This window comes from Streptomyces abyssomicinicus (assembly GCF_008974245.1).
Classification (GTDB): domain Bacteria; phylum Actinomycetota; class Actinomycetes; order Streptomycetales; family Streptomycetaceae; genus Streptomyces; species Streptomyces abyssomicinicus.
On the sequence record NZ_BBZI01000005.1, the window covers coordinates 1,847,871 to 1,865,300 of the forward strand.

Here is a 17,430-nt window from a genome sequence, read left to right on the forward strand (position 1 = left end):
GCCGCTGCTACTGCTCGGCGGCGACAGCCGAGCCCGGCCACAGCCCCGCACCTGCCTCTACATCCACCTCGGCAACGTTCGCCCCCCGCTGGAGACCTGGACGACGCCCCGCGGAACGCATCCGCGGCGATCGGATACTGCACGAAGCGCTGACCACCGGCGCCGGCCCTTTGTACCTCGCCCTGGCCCTCGCCTTGTCCCACACCGCTGCGAGCCGCTGTGCGACCATCGCTCAGTACCTGCTCGACGACCAGACGGAAGTCCGCCGGGTTGCGGTCGGAACGGAGAGCGGGCACTCGTGACAGACGATCCGAAGACGCGCCCGAATCGACGTGACCTCGGTCGGGTGTTCAACGAAGTGCCCGAGATCTACGACCGGGTCCGACCGGGATACCCTGACGAGCTGTTCGCGGACCTTGCCACCATCACCGGAATCGACGACGGGTCGTCGGTGCTGGAGGTGGGCTGCGGAACCGGCCAGGCGACGCACTCGCTGGCAGCGCTCGGATGGTCAGTGACCGCGATCGAGCCGGGCGACGAAATGGCCGCACTCGCCCGTCGGCGGATCGCCACCTTCGGCAACGTCGGAGTCGAGACGTCGATGTTCGAGGAGTGGGACGACCGCGGTCGACGCTTCGACGTCCTCGTGGCTGCGTCGTCGTGGCACTGGGTCGACCCGTCGATCGGCTGGCAACGAGCGCACGACGTGCTCCGTCCCGCAGGCTGGATGGCACTGCTCGGCAACGTCGTTGTCCGCCGAGCATGGGAGCCGGAGGTGTACGCCGAGACCGCCGATCTCCACGAGCGGTTCTGCCCCGGGAACCCTGACTGGGGTCACCCTCCCCTGGAGGACGACGTGCCCACCACCGCCGAGGGCTGGGGCCTGGTCGACGACCCCGGAGGATTGTTCGGCCCCACGATCGTGCGCTGGTACCCAACCGTTCAGTGGTTCGACGGGGACGGCTTTGCCGATCACCTTCGCTCGTTGTCGTCGTACCGGAGCCTCGACCGCGACGTCCGTGAGCCCCTGCTCGACGCAATCGCCGAGCGCATCCGCACGCGGATGGGCGACCGAGCATCCCGCCGTTACCTGAGCGTCCTCCGCGTCGGACAGCGCGCCGGGTGAGCCCAGTGGTGACGTACCTGCCGATGCAGCGGCAACAGACCCACCGCCCGTTCCCCTTCCCGGCGAAAGCCGTACTCGCCCTCTACACCGACGGAATGGTGGAACGGCCCGGCGCCGACTTCGACGACGCGACCGCGGCCCTCGCACGCCGCCTCGCACAAACCCCGCCGAACGACCTCGAGTCCGTGGCAGACGTTAGGCCGACGCCTGCCGTCCAACACGTGCACCGCCGTGCGCGGCCCTGTGGGCGAGACCGGGCCACGCCTGCACGCAGGGGGACCACGTTGGTCCCTCACCCGTCGACCGCGCCCGCCCCGGTTCACTGGACACGACACATGGACCGGGTTACACGTTCGTCAGCAGGCATGGAGCGATCCAACGGACGAAGCAGAGCACGACAGCAGACCGCAGGCGAGGACGGCGTGGTGGCGACCTTCCAGTCCGACGACAGATTCGGCCGCATCCTCGCCGCGTACGGCGGGACCTTTGTGGCGGGGGCGATCGCCTGGGCATGATCGCCGACGGCTACCGCCCCGACCGCTGGGACGCGGCGCGATGATGGGCACATGTTCTACGCGGACCTCAGCCCGTACGCCTACTGGGGCGAAGGGGACGAATTCATCGACGTGACCGACGGCTGTCGTTTTGTCAGCTTTCAGCCAGCCTACGACCGACTCAACATAGGCTGGCTGGAAGGTGGCTACGCTTGGACGAGCGGCCAGGCTCCCCGGGAATTCGCCCGCAAGCTCCTGGCGATAGTCGATGCCCAGCAAGTCAATGTCATGTTGGGCCTGCACGAGTGCGATCTTTGCCCCACGCCTCTCCCCGACTCCCACCCCTGGTACACACCACGCCCGGGAGACCTGCGCGCAAGCGCCGGAAGTGGTGAGATCCGCGTCCCCGGCAGCCCAGGCACTGTTTTCGCCGCCCCGAGCCTCATCGGCCACTACGTCGTCGACCACGCCTACCTGCCGCCCCAGCCGTTCATCGAGGCAGTCCTCGCCTTCGACCCCTATGGAGCCTGGCAGGCGAGGTTTCCAGGAATCAGGTTCCCGTGCATACCGGAGGATGAAGTCCTTCGCCACGTCGACGACGAGTGAGGGTGCCCGTCATGACCGAGGGTCACCTGATGGCATTGCCTGCCGGTTCGGCTGAAAACTGTTTTCCGCCCGGTCGGACGGTCACGTCCGATGCGCACAGGCGGGCCACCCCTGCGACGGCGACCAGGAGTGCGGCGCTGACGTAGGGGCGTTCCAAGGAGTGAGTGTCCAGGCCGTGCGCTGCCAGACGGGCTATGTGCCGTCGGGTCCGGGCGGACTCGAGGTCTCCGGCGGTCACCCTCCGGCTCCACATGGCGGCTTCCGCACGCCTGGCCTTACGGGCGTCCCGCCACAAGCGCCCGGCCACGAGCCTGATCACCCGCACCGGCGATCAGGCCGAGCGTGACGGCGTTCCTGCTGGCGGCGAGGAAGAGGACCGCACCGAACCCGTCATTGGCGCGTGCGGTCGAACTCGGCATCGCTGAGAGCCGGCTGCGGCAGCGGCGTCGGGCCTCCGCGATGGTGTCGCAGGCCGCCGAGGACGACGGCAGGGGTGAACGCTCGCGGACGGTGGTGGACCGCAGCCTGACGTGCGCGCTTCCCAGCGGGATTCCGGCCGTTACCCGACGCACCCGTCACCGGAGACGGCTGCACGGACATCGTCGGCGATCACCTGGCCGTACACACCCCGGACGGGCCGTGATCCGCATCGGCAGCGCCCTGCGGACAACGCGGCGCCCAGCGGCTGGCCGACGAGCACATGGCGCACCCAGTTCCGGAGTGGTGCGAGCAGGTGCCCGGGGACGTTGAGGAAAGCTCCGTCGTGCCCGGGAGAGCGGGTGGGGACATCCGACCCGCCCTGTTCCTGGTACGTTGCCTCCTTCGAACACATCGTCGAGGAGAGCGTTGCCGAAGCCGTCGTTGGACCTGACCGAGCGGCTGGTCAGTGCCGTGATTGCCGGTGACACCGACACGGTGCGGGCCTGTCTGGAGCAGGGCGCGGCACCGGACAGCTCGGGGCCCGACGGCTTGCCCCTGCTCTGCACCGCCGTGGCACGGCGCGACCACCTCACCGCCGAGGTCCTGGTCGAAGAGGGCGCCGACCAGGACCGCGTCCTTCCGGACGGGAGCACTCCCTTGCTGCGGGCGGTCGACACCGGCTCCCCGGCGCTGGTCTCCGTGGTACTCGGGGACGCTCCTCGGCTCCGCCTGCCCGAGGCTTCCCGGCAGCAACTGCTCGATCTGGCCCGGCACTGGCATGAGACCGGTGTGGTGGAGGAGCTGCGCCGCCGGACCGGGGCCGCCGGACCGGCCGTGAAGCACCGGATCGACGAGACCGACGGCGACACGATCGACGAGGTTTCCCTCGGAGGGCTCACGGTGCGGGCCGGGCACGGGGCCGTTCTCACCCAACTGGAGTGGCGGTTCGGTGTGCTGCCGCCCGTCGCCGAAGTGATGGCACGCGCCGTCCCGCACGCGGAGGAATGGGACAGCAACTGGTTCATCGCCGCCCACTGCCTGGGCGAGCGCCGGGGCCCACGCGTATGGTCCGAGCTCACCGCTCTGCGCCGGCATCCCGATCCCACGCACCGCCGTTTCCTGGTCTCGGTTCTGTGGCAGCGGTGCTTTCTCCAGCCGGACGACCGCGCGTCGGACCTCGCCCAGGATGCCGACTTCCTGGCGTCCTGGGCGCAGGACGAGCCCGACGGGCACGTGCTCGCCGGCATCCTGGACGCCTACAACGGCTGGGATCATCCCGACCAGGAGGCCATCGGCCTCCGGTACGCCGACCACCCGGACCCGGGCGTACGCAGCGAGGCGGCGTTCTGCCTGAGCCGGGAAGGAACCGCACGCGGTGAGGCGGCCATGTCCGCACTGCTCGGTATGGTTCACGATCCCGAGCCCGCCGTCCGGGCCGCCGTGGCCCAGGTGTTCGCTCCACGGTTCACACCCGGCAACCACCTCACTCCGGCGATGCGGGACGCCCTGCTCCGCCTGATCGACGACGACGCCCTCCCGGTGCGGCACCGCGCCGCCGAGTCCCTCGCCTGCTCCGACGACCGGTCCGCCCCCACGTTGCACGCGTTCCTCGGCCTCCTCGACGAGGACGACAAGGACCTGCGCCTGGAGGCGGCCTTCGCTCTCGCCCGCCGCGACGACCCACGGGCCGAGTTGGCGTACGAGCGGATCGGACCGCTCGACGCCTTCTCCGAGCACGACCACCGGCTGTCCGCTCTCTGGACGTACCGCACACGCCGCCACCCCGACCGAGACGCATGACGCCGGTCGCCGCGGCGACGAGGAGGTCGCCGTGCTCCAGCCACTGGCAGCGACCGAGGGTGTGGACCAGCGCGGCTGCCTCGGCACAGGGGCAGCGACGGACGGGTTCCTCGAGGGACCTCGGCGCGATGCCGGGCGATGGCCGCCACCGGCATTTCCGTAGTCGTCGGGAGCGGGGTCACCTTTCTGTCGTGGTAGGTCCGGTACCTACCGCGACAGGCCCTGGGGTGGTGCGGATGCCAGTCGTGCCGCTGGAGGCAGCGGTGCGTGGCGAGGGCAGGCTTCGAACGCCTGGATCACCAGCCCTGAAAAGCGTCGGGAGGCCTTGACCTGGGTGGCGGCCGATGCGGCGTGGATCCCCTTGTTGGCCATGAGCACGAGAATCAGGTCGTCCAGCACGAAGTCGGACCGCAGGCGCCCTGCCTCCTTGGCCCGCCGGGCCAGTTCGGCGACTTCCTGCACCGTGTACTCACGGCCCGCGGCGACATCCGTCACCCCCGGGTAGGCCGACAGGAAGGCTTCGGTGAAGCCCCGATCGAGGGCGTGCAGCTCACAGATCTTCTCGATCACCATGCACAGGCCACGCCACGGATCAGGATCCGCGCACCCCTCGTCGACAATGGCGCGGCATGCCTGCAACTGGTCCGCGGAGGCATCGGCGACCAGCGCCTGCTTGGTCGGGAAGTGACGGTACAAGGTGGCGGGTCCCACCCCGGCACGCCGCGCGACCTCCCGCATCGGCACGTCCAGGCCATCGGCGGAGAACAGCGCCCGGGCCGCGTCGAGGATGCGTTCGCGATTGTCCAGCGCGTCGGAACGCAACGTATGAGGCAAGCGGTCGGTCACCACTCTCACTTTACCCAGACGGACGGGGGCGTCCGTTACCGTCCCGCGACGTAGAAGCTCTCGCGCTTGAGCAGTCCGAAGACCTGGAGACCACTTTGAAGGCAATCTCGATCCGGACGTTCGGAAGTCCTGACGGTCTGGCTGTTGTCGACCTCCCGGTACCCGCACCCGCTGCCGGGCAGGTGCTGATCGCCACCGAGGCGGTGGGCGTCGGCGGTGTCGATACCGTGATCCGGAGCGGGGCTCTGGCCGCCCACGGCTTCAAGGAGGGCCACATCCCGGGTGGCGAGGTGGCGGGCACCGTGACCGCGGTCGGTGACGGCGTCGACGTGTCGTGGATCGGCCGGCGAGTGTGGGGCTTCACCGGCACCGGCGGAGGCTACGTCGAACAGGCCGTCGCGCCGGTCGAGCAGATTCTTCCCCTGCCCGACCGCCTGTCGGCCGCCGCCGCGGTGACGCTCGGCAGCGCCGGTGCGGTGGCCCACTTCGGGCTTGCCCACGGCCATTTCGCTCCCGGCGAGACGGTCCTGGTGCGTGGCGCGGCCGGCAGTATCGGGATCATGGCAGTGCAGCTCGCGGCTCGCGGGGGTGCCGCCGCTGTGGCGGTCACGACATCGTCGTCCGAGCGCGGCGAGCGGCTGCGCCGTCTCGGCGCGACCCACGTGCTGGACCGCTCCGGCGACGGAGGGGAAGCGGCTCCCACGGGCTACGACGTCATCATCGACGTTGTGGCCGGTGAGGACATGTCGTCGTTCTTCGACAGGCTCAACCCGAACGGCCGCATGGTGGCCGTGGGCGCCGTCGCAGGTCAGCCGCCCGCGGACTTCGGCACGAAGATCATGGCGGCGTTCCAGAAGTCGATGTCCTTCGCCGCTTTCAGCGCAGCCACCGTCTCCCCGGCCGACCTGAGTGCCGTACGCAGCAAGCAGTTCGGCGCAGCCGGCCGAGGCGAGATCGAAGCAGTGGTGCACGAACTGCTGCCGTTGGACGAGGCCGTGTCGGCACACCGGAAGATGGACGCAGGCGAAGTCTTCGGCAGGATCGTGCTGACACCGTAGCCTCCGCGCTCTCCCCTCCGTGGCGCGCCCGGGGCGTCCATGGGCCGGGGTGCCGCCACGCGAAACGCCGGCACAGCCCTCTCAACGGTGCTGTACAGGCGCAGGGTTCGTACGTTCTCTCCACAGCGGAGCGCGGCCTGACGGCCGGGGGCCCGGGGCCCCGGTACGGAGGCCACGGCGAAGTCGAGGCGGGCGCCCACGTCGAGCTGCGTCCCCCACCCCTGACGGATACACCGACCGTGTCATGCGCGCGGTGCTCGACGTCCCGACTCCCGTGCTGCCCTGGGGAATGCCGCAGGTCGAGCCGGCTCGACCCAAGGCCCGAAACGTCCCGCAGGGCGCCGCACCACGGCCCAGCCGGCCCGGCAGGGCCGCCGACTCCACCAGCTCCCGAACCGCTCTGCCGCGCCCAGGCGTGGGAGACGGCGGGCGGTCGGCGAGTGTGCATCGGGCGTACAACCTTTCGTGCTGCTCGTGCGTCATGGGGGCGTTGCGTTGCTTGAGACAGGAGTGTTCGTTGCGCAGAGCAGCCACGGTGGGAGCGGTGCTCGCCGCCTCCATGGCCGTCACCCTCACCCCGGTGACATCGTCCGCCGCCGCCCCTTTCCAGGGTGCCAACACCGCGCCCGTACAGGACGACTTCAACGGTGACGGCTACCGCGACCTGGCCGTCGGCGCCCCGGCCGCCGCCGTCGGCACGGTGGAGGGAGCCGGGGCGGTCGTCGTGCTCTACGGCTCCGCGTCCTCGGTGAACACCACCCGCCGCACGGTCATCACCCAGGCCTCGACCGGTATCCCCGGCGCCGCCGAGGAATACGACCACTTCGGCGGGACGGTGGCCGGCGCCGACCTGGACCGTGACGGCTACGCCGACCTCCTCGTCAGCTCCCCCCGTGAGAACGTCGACGGCGCGGGTGAGTCGCGGGGTTCGGTGACCGTGGTGTGGGGCGGCCCCGGCGGACTGAACGGCGGTGCGACCATCAGCCCGCCGGCCGGCTACGGCGAGGGCAGAACCGCCTGCCGCTTCGGCATGTCGATCGCCGCCGGCGACATGGACGGCGACGGCGCGCCGGAGGTCGGTGTCGGCTCGGGCTGCGGCATCAGCGCCTACAGCGGGCCCTTCACCCGCACCGGCCAGGCCGCCGCCCACTACCGCGAGTGGCGGGCGAACGCCCGGGGTGTGGTGATGGGCGACGTGAACGGCGATGGCAGGGCCGAGCGCTTCTACCTGGCCGGCCCCACCGGCGGCGACATCCGCGGACCGGTGAGACTGGACGTGGGCGTCCTCGACCCCGAGGACCCGCTCGCCAACTACCCCGTTGCGCTGCCGTACGCCGACGGTCACGCGGGGCAGATCGGCGACATCAACGGCGACGGCTACGGCGACCTCGTCACCGGCATCGCCTACGACGGCTACGGCGACGCGCCTACGCCCGCCGCCCACCAGGGCGGCGAGATCCAGGTCCTGTTCGGCAGCGCCCAGGGCATCACCGCCGACCAGAAGCCGCAGGTCTTCCACCAGGACACGGCCGGAGTTCCCGGCGCCGCCGAATGGGGTGACCAGTTCGGCCAGTCCCTGTCCGTCGGCGACGTCGACGCCGACGGATACGCCGACGTCCTGGTCGGCGCCCCCGGCGAGGCCGTCGGGACGCTCGCCCGGGCGGGCACCGCCGTCCTGCTGCGCGGCTCCGCCGCCGGCCTGACAACCGCCGAAGCGGCCGGCTACACCCAGAACACCGCGGGCATCCCCGGCACCGCCGAGGCCGACGACAGCTTCGGCACCGCCGTCCACCTCGCCGACCTCGACAACGACGGCAAGGCCGAAACAATCGTCGGCACCCCCGGCGAGAACTCCGACGGCTGCGCCTGGATCGCCCGCGGCTCCGCCGCCGGCCCCGTGCCGGACGGCTCGGTCAACCTGTGCGGCAAGAACGCCGGTATCACCGTGGGCGACTACAACGCCTCCTTCGGCGCCGCCCTCACCAGCCCGCACGTGGAGAACTGACCCGGAAACGGCCCCCGCTCAGGAGCGTCCTTCACAGCCACAGCCACAGCCACAGCCGCGCCCGGCTTCAGGTGCGTGACGCCCTCAGGGCCATACGGACAGTGGCCCTCGGCCGCCGAGCTCCCGGCCGCCCGGACCCGCGCCGCCCTGCTGCGCGGGTCCGCGGCACCCCAGGGGACCGACGGCCGCGTGGGGCGGCGCGTGGGGAGTCGATGCCGAGCACCACATCGACCACCCGGTCCTGCCCGCCTTCCCCTGACCGCCCGCGGAATCGGCATCGCGCACACAACCCCGAGAAGACCAGCCATGGCGCGACCATTGACGCTGACGCTGACGCTGCGGACGTGCACGAGGACGGTGTGGTCGTCGGCCCGCTCGTCGAGTCCCGTACAGAGGTCTTGACCACTTGATTGGTCTGGACCATGCTGTGGCGCGCTCCACTCCGATCCCTCACCCCCGGAGGCAGTCGTGGACCGCACCAGACCTCTCACCCTGCTACTGGTGGGCGCGCTCGCCGTCGGCGGGCTCACCGCGCTCACCCCGGCCGCCCAGGCCGCCGACTCCGAACTCGCCCGCAACGGCGGCTTCGAGGCCGGCCTGGACGGCTGGAGCTGTACGGCGGGCAGCGGCGCCGTCGTCACCACCCCCGTGCGCAGCGGCACCAAGGCGCTGCAGGCCACGCCGGCCGGCAGCGACAATGCCAAGTGCTCCCAGACCGTCACCGTGAAGCCGAACGCGACCTACACGCTGAGCGGCTGGGTCCGCGGCAGCTACGTGTACCTCGGCGTCGCCGGTGCCGGCACCACCGACGGGTACGCCTGGACCCAGTCGGCCCCGGAATGGCAGAAGCTCGCCAAGACCTTCACCACCGGCGCGAACACCACCTCGGTCACCATCTACACCCACGGCTGGTACGGCACCCCCGCCTACCAGGCCGACGACCTCTCCCTCCTCGGGCCCGGCGGCGACCCGGTCCAGATCCCCGCCGCCCCGACGGGCCTCGCCGCCGGCACCCCGACCGCCACCTCGGTGCCGCTCAGCTGGCCCGCCGTCGCGGGAGCCACCTCGTACAAGGTCTACCGGGGCGGGAGCCGGCTCGGCACCGCGACCGGCACCTCGTACACCGCCACCGGTCTCAGCCCGAGCACCGCGTACTCCTTCCAGGTGTCGGCGGCCAACAGCGCGGGCGAGTCCGCGAAGTCCGCGGCCGTCACCGCCACCACGGCCTCCGGAAACGGCGGGGGAGGCGGCGAGCTGCCCGCCCGCGCCCTCGTCGGCTACCTCCACTCCAGCTTCGCCAACGGCTCCGGCTACACCCGCATGGCCGACGTACCCGACTCCTGGGACGTCATCAACCTCGCCTTCGGCGAGCCCACCTCGGTGACCTCGGGCGACATCCGCTTCAGCCTCTGCCCGGCCGCCGAGTGCCCCGGCGTCGAGTCGCCCGCCGAATTCAAGGCCGCCATCAAGGCCAAGCAGGCCGCCGGCAAGAAGGTCCTCATCTCCATCGGCGGCCAGAACGGGCAGGTCCAGCTCGCCACCCCGGCCGCCCGCGACACCTTCGTCTCCTCCGTCTCGAAGATCATCGACGAGTACGGGCTCGACGGCCTCGACATCGACTTCGAGGGCCACTCGCTCTCGCTCCAGACCGGCGACACCGACTTCCGCAACCCCACCAGCCCGGTCGTCGTCAACCTCATCCAGGCGGTCAAGGCCCTCAAAGCGAAGTACGGCGCGAAGTTCGTCCTGACGATGGCCCCGGAGACCTTCTTCGTCCAGCTCGGCTACCAGTTCTACGGCTCCGGTCCCTGGGGCGGTCAGGACCCGCGCGCCGGCGCCTACCTGCCGGTCATCCACGCGCTGCGCGACGACCTCACCCTGCTCCACGTCCAGGACTACAACTCCGGCCCCATCATGGGCCTCGACAACCAGTACCACTCGATGGGCGGCGCCGACTTCCACATCGCCATGACCGACATGCTGCTCACCGGTTTCCCGGTCGCCGGCAACGCCGAGCGCTTCTTCCCCGGCCTCCGCCCCGACCAGGTGGCCATCGGCCTCCCCGCCTCCACCCAGGCGGGCAACGGTCACACCACCCCCGCCGAGGTGAACAAGGCCCTGGACTGCCTCACCAGGAAGCAGAACTGCGGCTCCTACCAGACCCACGGCACCTGGTCGTCCCTGCGCGGCCTGATGACCTGGTCGATCAACTGGGACCGCTTCAACAACTGGGAGTTCAGCCGGAACTTTGACGCCTACACCTGGAACTGACGACCCACCCCGCGAGGTGACGGCTCAGCCCGTCACCTCGCGGTCGCCGCTCACACCCCGCGCGGACCGCCTCGACAACAGCTGGGCCGGACATGGAGCACCCTGACCGCCGTGACCACTCACCTGTTGAGGGTGGGCGTGTCGGGGGGGAGGGGTGTTTTTGGGGTGTTCACGGCGTCGTTGCCGCGGCGGTTCGTTTGTTCAGCAGGTGGCGGTGGAAGGCGGGTCTTAGAGGGCGGTTCGTGAGGTGATGTCGGTTTACAGGTAAACGCCTGTTTCTGGTCTCGAGCCCGCTGAGGGGTGGGGCTCACCGGACTGTTTATGGTGCGGGGCATGGCTGTCCCTGAGATCATCCCCATCGCCCATGAGCCGGACTATCGAACGAGCACCATTGGCCGGTTCAGCGACGGCCAGTTTCTGGCTTCGATCACCTACGCGTTTCCGGATGGGTTCACGATGGGAGACGGCTGGGAGGAACACAAGCGGCTCTTCGTGGTGCTCCACAAGTTCGACCATGGAGGCCACCATCAAGAGTCCGACATCTGGTGCGCCGGCACCTGGGCAGAACAGATGAAGCATCCGCTTGACGAGGACTCTGTCGTCGCCCGCGCGGAAGCCCGGCTCACCGCCAACCTCGCCGCCCTTGCGGAACGTGAGTACTGCAACATCGCCATCCGCCCCTTCCGCCTCACTGTTGATGGGGTGCTCTTCGGCCTCGTCACGGAGTGTCATGACGATGATGGGGACGGCGAGGACGACTGGGCTGAGCTTTACCCCGATGGGCTGGGCTTCACGAGCCCGTGGAACGGCGAGTACGACACCTGAGCGATGCCGGTCACGGACGCAGCTGTATACGGCGTGAAAGCCTCCGGACAGGAGGACGAAATGGCAGCGATCCGGGTCGTGAGCTGATGCTCGATCCCGGTGAGGCTAACATTGCCGCAGGTCACGAGCCATATGGCTGGTGTTCCATGGTGAAGTTTCCGGACTCTGCCTCAGCGAGGAGGCCGAGTTTGACCAGGCGTTTCAGCTTGGCGCGGGTGCCTTCGATGTTCTTCGGCAGGAGCTCGTGGCCGAGCACGTTCAGTTGCTGGCGTCCTTCTTGATCTGCACCAGTGCCTCGTCCCAAACGTCCCCTCCATCCGCCCAGGTCCACAGCCATCGGCGCAGAGACGGTGCCGCGTAGCACAGGCCATCGTGAGGGTTCTGGCCCCATTCCGGTACCCAGCCGTCGGAGTCCCAGAGAAGCACCGGATTGTCGATCGCTATCAGGGAGACATGCCACTCCATGGTGCAGCCGCCACCCGTCAGGAAGAACCACGAGGCCGGTGGCCCCCATCCAGACCGCTGGTCGTGCACGGCGGTTGCGCAGGGCCAGTCCTGGACGTGCCAGTGCGGAATGCTGCGCGGTATCAGTGATGCGAGGCCGCCATCCGGCCCGAATCCTCCGTCCCCGATCTCGGTGTATATACGCCGAAGCAACTCGGGCAGCCGATACCCGAGCCTCTGTTCCACGTGCTCGACTTCGGCCATCGTGACGGGTGGGAAGGGCTTGTCCGGGAGACCTCCGCGGGAAGGGACCGCGCCCTCCGCACCCCATGCAAGTGCGTGCAGCCTCTCTAGAAGCGCGTCGTCGTCCGCAGCAATTCGGCGGGTGGGCTCGGTCACGAGACGGAACTGTAGCGGGGAGGCTGGAGAAGCCCTGCGTTGGGCGTGCTGGCGAGCGAGGGCGGTTGGCTGCCAGCCAGCTCCGGCTCAAACGGACAACAGCGAACCAAACGCCCACTTAGAGGTCGTTTTCATCTGGACTGTCCACCTATCCAGCGGTTTTTGGATTGGCGGGTTGTGGTGCCCGTGGTGCTGGCGGTGCGGGTTGATTCCTGCTGGTCAGGTGGGGTGGCAGATGAGGCAGGCAGTGTCTTGCGCCTGTCTCATCCCAGGACGCCCGGCTTTCGCGGCCGCGTGCTTCCGTTGTCGTCGCTATGCGCCTGGGCGCACTCGGTCCGCGGCGGTACGTTTGAAGAAAGCCGACGCGACGCCCGTATCCGAGTAATCTGTCCGATGCCCGCTGGGGAGTTGATCGAGCCAGTGCTTTCGGCCTGGCGCTTCGAGCGCCGCGGCAGGGCTCTGGACTTCGGCCGACCACCGGAACATGACCTGCGCGACATCATGGACGCGATCTTGTACGTGGATCGCACTGGTGCTCAGTGGCGATACTTCCCACACGACTTCCCGCACTGGAACACGGTCTACGGCTACTTCGCCAAGTGGCAGCAGGACGGCGTATTCGCCCAGCTCAACGGTCTACTCAGGCAACTGCTGCGGGAGAAGGAAGGGCGGAACGGCGAGCCGTCGGCCTGTGTGCTCGACGCCCAGAGCGTCAAGACGTCCACCAGCGTCCCCGCCTCCAGCCAGGGCACCGATGCCGGGAAGAAGATTGTGGGACGCAAGCGGAGCGTCGTCACCGACACGCTCGGACTCCTGCTCGCGGTGCTGATCACCGCGGCGGGTGTGCAGGATTCCGTGGCCGGCACCCGTCTCCTGGACCAGGTGGCCGCCGAGCACCCTGGCGTCCGCAAGGTCTGGGTCGACGGCGGCTACCGCCAGCACCTCGTCGAACATGCCGCCACCCTCGGCATCGACATGGAGATCAGCGCACGCACACCCGGTACCAAGGGCTTCGCCCCGATCCCGAAGCGGTGGGCGGTCGAGCGAACCTACGGCTGGCTCATGCTCCACCGCCGCCTCGCCCGCGACTACGAAACCCTGCCCGTCCGCTCCGAAGCCATGGTCCACATCGCCATGACCGACCTCATGGCCCGCCGCCTCACCGGCGAGAACGCCATCTCCTGGCGCGACCCGACAACACGGATCAAGCAGCCGATTCCGGGATGAAACATCGGGCGAAAACGACCTCTAAATAAGAGACACTGGGCGGGTGTCTGAGCAGTCGTTTGCTTTTCTGCCTCTGTCCTACGCGGCCAGGCCGCCCAGAGTGGTCCTGGTGGCCCCGCACGATGATGACAACTGGGTGGCTTGGGCCGCGGCGGGTCTGGCACGGCTGTCCAGGGTGTGGGGGTGCAGCGGCAGCGTGGTCATCCCGTCTGCCGCCGTCACGCACCCGGCTGTGGAGCGTTGCTTGACGCGTTTCAATCCTGATCACGTGCTCGCCTACGTGCCGTCGTGGGCTACGGCCGACGGGGTGTGGCCGGGCACCATCGATGGGCTGATAGCTGGTCGAGCAGCCAGGGTGGCCGGCGGCGAGGCTGCTGTCGAGCAGTTCGAGGAGATGCTGCGTAAGGAACCGTGGAACGCGCCCATCGTTCAGGAGGCCGAGGCAGCGGCCGACGAACTGCGTGAGCTGTGTGGTACGAACAGGCGCGATGAGCATGTGCAGAGCAGCCACCTGTTCGACGCCGACGTGCACGACCTCACGCCACTGTCTGCGGTCACGAAGGCAACGGGCGTCGGTGTCCCGAGGCGTCTGGTGACGGCGGTGGAGGCCCTCGCCTATGCGATGCACGTGGGTATCGGTGAACTCGAAGTGGAAGGCCAGATCACGGCCGGCCAGTGGCAGGAGGCCGCCACCCGCGGCAGTGAGTCGCCTCTGCTCTCGCAGCTGCATCCAGGTGAACTTGGGGATTCTTGTCCCGCCCGCTCGCATGAGGCGGCGCTGTGTGTCTCGGTCTCAAGAGCGTTCCAGCGACGGGAGCCCGTTGTGGTTCTGGGGGACCGCCCGGAGGACTTTGCCCTTGCTGAAGTGCTGCGCCAGATCCGTGGCGTGGTGACGTGGATTCCGTGGGCTGAGCCTGGCCTGTACGACATGTGGTTGTTCTCGCCGCGTAAGCGCGTGCTGGTGACGAGTGCGTCGCTGACCGTTGAGGAGACTCGGCAGCAGATCGAGGAGAGGTGGCACAAGCGCTCCTTCAGGTCGATTCCACCGGAAGAGGAAGAACGTCCCTTCGAAGCAGTGCACCCTGACGCCATCGACATTGACCACCCGTTGATGGTGGTCCTGAAGGACAGCTGGGACCAACCGCGTTCACTGCCCGTCACCAGGGAACCTGATGGCACCCTTCAGGCCTCTCTCTCGCTGGCCGCGGAAGTCCCGAACGGTCTGGATCCCGACAGGCACCGCTGGCAGGTCACCCTTACCGCCCCCAGCCACCCCGTGCCGCCGCTTCCTGTACTGGGTTCGCACGCCGTGATGGCCGCAGGGCAGAACCCGTGGGAGACCTTTGCTCGAGCTGCGGACGGGGGAGTCACCTACTGGTCGCACCGTTTCGACTTTGTCCCCAGTGGGGCTTCCCTGGCAGGTTCCCTCGCCTCCCCACGGCTGGCTTGGCCGGGTATCAAGAGCACGCTGAAGGTCGCCGCATCTGCCCAAGGCGCAGACGTTCGCCCGAGTCCAGCGGGGAAGCGGGCAGCCATCACCGAACGCCTCCTTGGTTCCAGGACAGCGCTGGAAGATCTTGCTGCCAGCCCTGGGTGGGCCCTGCTGCGCATGTTCATGTCTCCAGCCGTCCCCGGGGGCTGCCCGGTGGGCAGCTGGTGGAAGCTCAAGTCGGCAACGGTGCTGTCCTGGGAGGCCATCGCCGGCCTCGATGACCATGGATGGGAGCCGACGGCGCGGCGAGAGCAGGTGGATCAGTGGACGTCCCAGGGCGTACTGCGCCGCGGACTGATGCTGGGCTGCGGCCACTGCCCGATCCTTGAGTTCTATCCTCTGTCGGAGATCAGTCAGAGCTATCTGTGCCGGCGTTGCGGGGGCACCAACCAGCTGACATCTGACCGGTGGAGACCTGCGGCACCAGAGCCTCGATGGTTCTACGACCTGCATCCGGCAGTCCTGGAACTCGTGGTGAACGACGGGGACGTCCCCCTTCTGGCCACACGGTTCCTCCGCAGCGAGCACTGGGCGCGGCAGGCACTGGTCTGCGAGGAGTTCGAGCTCCTTGTAGACGGCAACCCTTGTGTCGAGATGGACTTCGCGCTCGCCACTGCCCAGGAACTGTGGCTGGGGGAGGCCAAGAAGAACGACGCGCTCGCAAACACCCACAGAAAGAGGAAGGATGAGGCCGCCAAGCTTCTTCAGGGGTGCGCCCTGGCCGGTGCGGCCGGCCTGGTCCTGGCCACGGTGCAGGAGCAGTGGGCGCAGACGACTGTGGATGCTGTAAGGGATGAGGTTCTAGGACGCCGCGAGGCGGACAAGCCCGTGCCCAAGGTCAGCCTCCTGACAGGTCTTGGGACGTCACCGAAACTGACCCCTCTCATCCTGTGACGACCTGCTCGCAACCTTCCTTTCATAACTGGTAGCTTCACAGTGCGCTGCATCTCACCTGGGAGTGTCTGCGAAGCGGTGTAACTCCGTTTGCTGATGTCAGTTGTTGGTCAGGCCGGTGGTGAGTCGGCCGTCGAACGCGATGTCGAATGCGTTCAGGGCCGGCTTCCAGCGTCGGGTCCACGCTTTCGTGCCGGTGCCCTTCGGGTCCAGGCTCATGATCGCCAGGTAGATGCACTTGAGGGCGGCCTGGTCGGTCGGGAAGTGGCCGCGGGCCCGGACGGCCTTGCGGATCCTGGCGTTGACCGACTCGATCGCGTTGGTCGTGCAGATGATCTTCCGGATTTCTGCGTCGAAGGAGAGGAAGGGTGCGAACTCCGCCCAGGCGTTGTCCCAGAGCCGGACGATTGCCCGGTACTTCGTTCTCCATTTCTCCTGGAACTCGCCGAACCGCTCGGCTGCCGCGGCCTCGGTCGGAGCCGTGTAGACGGGCCGCAGGTCCTTCGCGAGCTTCTCCCAGTCCTGCCGGCCCGCGTAGCGGAAGCTGTTCCGCAGCAGATGAACCACGCAGGTCTGGACCACGGCCTGGGGTCAGACGCGGGTCACGGACTCGGGAAGTTCCCTGAGCCCGTCGCAGACCACCATGAGGACATCCGCGACGCCCCGGTTCTTGATCTCGGTGAGGACGTGCTGCCAGTACTTGGCGCCCTCGCCGCCGTCACCGACCCACAGGCCGAGGATGTCCCGGGTCCCTTCCGCGGTCACGGCGAGCGCCATGTAGACGGGCCGGTTGGCGACCTGGCCGTCGCGGATCTTGACGTTCGCGCAGTCGATGAACACGACCGGGTAGACGCGGTCGAGCGGGCGGTTCTGCCACTCGGTCATCCGCTCGAGCACGCTGTCCGTGATCGTGGAGATCGTCTGCTTGGACACCTCGGCGCCGTAGACCTCGGCGAGATGTGCGGAGATCTCTCCATGGGTGAGGCCCTTCGCCGACAGCGACAGCACCATCTCGTCGACGCCCGTCAGCCGCCGCTGCCGCTTCTTCACCAGCTCCGGCTCGAAGGACCCGTTCCGGTCTCGCGGGACGTCGATCTCCACCGGCCCGAACCTCGGTCGTCACCGTCTTCGACCGGTGTCCGTTGCGGTAGTTCCCGCTGCGGCCGTCGTCCGTCCGCTCACCGTTCTCCCGGCCCAGATGGTCGGTGAGCTCGCCTTCCAACGCTCCCTCCAGCACCAGCTTCGTCAGCTGGCCGAGAAGTCCTCCTTCTCCGGTCAGGCTCACGCCGTCAGCCTTCGCCTGAGCCATCAGCTGGGCCACCAAGGTCCTGTCCACAGACGGCGCAGCCGTCTTCTGGTCCGCCTCAGTGGTCGAACGCGTACTCTGCTTCACGGTCTTGCTCCCATCAGTCACAGCAGCCCTAACTGCCGCGACCTATCGGGGAGTTACACCGTTCACGCTACAGACCCGACGACGAAGGCGCCGTAGAGAAGGACTTCCAGGGGCTGCTCTCCCGGGGCGG

The 17,430-nt window shown here is 68.6% G+C and carries 11 protein-coding genes and 3 pseudogenes; 10 read left to right on the plus strand and 4 right to left on the minus strand.

The features are described 5' to 3' along the window. Positions 1 to 298 precede the first annotated feature (298 nt). The 4 genes and pseudogenes from GBN72_RS07885 to GBN72_RS07900 all read left to right on the plus strand — a co-directional run bounded on the left by GBN72_RS07885 (position 299) and on the right by GBN72_RS07900 (position 4,446). The gene (locus GBN72_RS07885; RefSeq protein WP_164540449.1) at positions 299 to 1,126 is read left to right on the plus strand and encodes a class I SAM-dependent methyltransferase; all 828 of its coding nucleotides are present in this window, start codon (positions 299 to 301) and stop codon (positions 1,124 to 1,126) included. A gap of 419 nt (positions 1,127 to 1,545) precedes the next feature. Further along, positions 1,546 to 1,685 (plus strand): annotated as a pseudogene (locus GBN72_RS35115) (YnfA family protein); the annotation flags it as partial. 7 nt (positions 1,686 to 1,692) lie between these two features. Beyond that, positions 1,693 to 2,226, plus strand: a complete 534-nt coding sequence (locus tag GBN72_RS07895; protein WP_151770830.1) for a DUF7919 family protein — start codon at positions 1,693 to 1,695, stop codon at positions 2,224 to 2,226. Between the two features lie 846 nt (positions 2,227 to 3,072). Beyond that, a complete protein-coding gene (locus GBN72_RS07900; RefSeq protein ID WP_246212311.1) occupies positions 3,073 to 4,446 on the plus strand; it encodes a HEAT repeat domain-containing protein in 1,374 nt (457 codons plus the stop codon). A gap of 207 nt (positions 4,447 to 4,653) precedes the next feature. On the opposite strand, the gene GBN72_RS07910 is transcribed toward GBN72_RS07900, so the two are convergent. Continuing rightward, the gene (locus tag GBN72_RS07910; RefSeq protein WP_151770832.1) at positions 4,654 to 5,292 is read right to left on the minus strand and encodes a TetR/AcrR family transcriptional regulator; all 639 of its coding nucleotides are present in this window, start codon (positions 5,290 to 5,292) and stop codon (positions 4,654 to 4,656) included. Between the two features lie 95 nt (positions 5,293 to 5,387). On the opposite strand from GBN72_RS07910, the gene GBN72_RS07915 reads away from it, so the two are divergent. From GBN72_RS07915 to GBN72_RS07930, 4 genes are all read left to right on the plus strand, one after another. Further along, positions 5,388 to 6,350, plus strand: coding sequence for a zinc-binding dehydrogenase (locus tag GBN72_RS07915; protein WP_164540451.1), 963 nt, complete (start codon positions 5,388 to 5,390; stop codon positions 6,348 to 6,350). A gap of 517 nt (positions 6,351 to 6,867) precedes the next feature. Then, entirely contained in the window at positions 6,868 to 8,355 is a 1,488-nt protein-coding gene (locus GBN72_RS07920) for an FG-GAP-like repeat-containing protein (RefSeq protein WP_246212312.1), read from the plus strand. A gap of 468 nt (positions 8,356 to 8,823) precedes the next feature. Continuing rightward, entirely contained in the window at positions 8,824 to 10,626 is a 1,803-nt protein-coding gene (locus GBN72_RS07925) for a chitinase (protein WP_151770834.1), read from the plus strand. Positions 10,627 to 10,959: 333 nt separating this feature from the next. After that, positions 10,960 to 11,451: a hypothetical protein gene (locus tag GBN72_RS07930; RefSeq protein WP_151770835.1), complete on the plus strand. Its 492-nt coding sequence runs from the start codon at positions 10,960 to 10,962 to the stop codon at positions 11,449 to 11,451. A gap of 121 nt (positions 11,452 to 11,572) precedes the next feature. Here GBN72_RS07930 and GBN72_RS35840 read toward each other — a convergent pair whose 3' ends face one another. Both GBN72_RS35840 and GBN72_RS07940 read right to left on the minus strand, forming a co-directional pair. Next, complete coding sequence (locus tag GBN72_RS35840) at positions 11,573 to 11,707, minus strand: hypothetical protein (protein WP_281371472.1); 135 nt, start codon at positions 11,705 to 11,707, stop codon at positions 11,573 to 11,575. A 2-nt stretch (positions 11,708 to 11,709) separates the two neighbouring features. Beyond that, positions 11,710 to 12,294: an SMI1/KNR4 family protein gene (locus tag GBN72_RS07940; RefSeq protein ID WP_151770837.1), complete on the minus strand. Its 585-nt coding sequence runs from the start codon at positions 12,292 to 12,294 to the stop codon at positions 11,710 to 11,712. A 386-nt stretch (positions 12,295 to 12,680) separates the two neighbouring features. Here GBN72_RS07940 and GBN72_RS07945 point away from each other — a divergent pair. Together GBN72_RS07945 and GBN72_RS07950 are read left to right on the plus strand one after the other, a co-directional pair. Beyond that, positions 12,681 to 13,521, plus strand: a pseudogene (locus GBN72_RS07945) (IS5 family transposase). A gap of 244 nt (positions 13,522 to 13,765) precedes the next feature. Continuing rightward, entirely contained in the window at positions 13,766 to 15,907 is a 2,142-nt protein-coding gene (locus GBN72_RS07950; protein WP_151770838.1) for a hypothetical protein, read from the plus strand. A 99-nt stretch (positions 15,908 to 16,006) separates the two neighbouring features. Here GBN72_RS07950 and GBN72_RS07955 read toward each other — a convergent pair. Beyond that, positions 16,007 to 17,216 (minus strand): annotated as a pseudogene (locus GBN72_RS07955) (IS256 family transposase). Positions 17,217 to 17,430: the final 214 nt, after the last annotated feature.

Bases quoted from the DNA above. Each gene is read 5' to 3' on its own strand.
- GBN72_RS07895 (WP_151770830.1), top strand. From the start codon at position 1,693: ATGTTCTACGCGGACCTCAGCCCGTACGCCTACTGGGGCGAAGGGGAC.
- GBN72_RS07930 (WP_151770835.1), top strand. From the start codon at position 10,960: ATGGCTGTCCCTGAGATCATCCCCATCGCCCATGAGCCGGACTATCGA.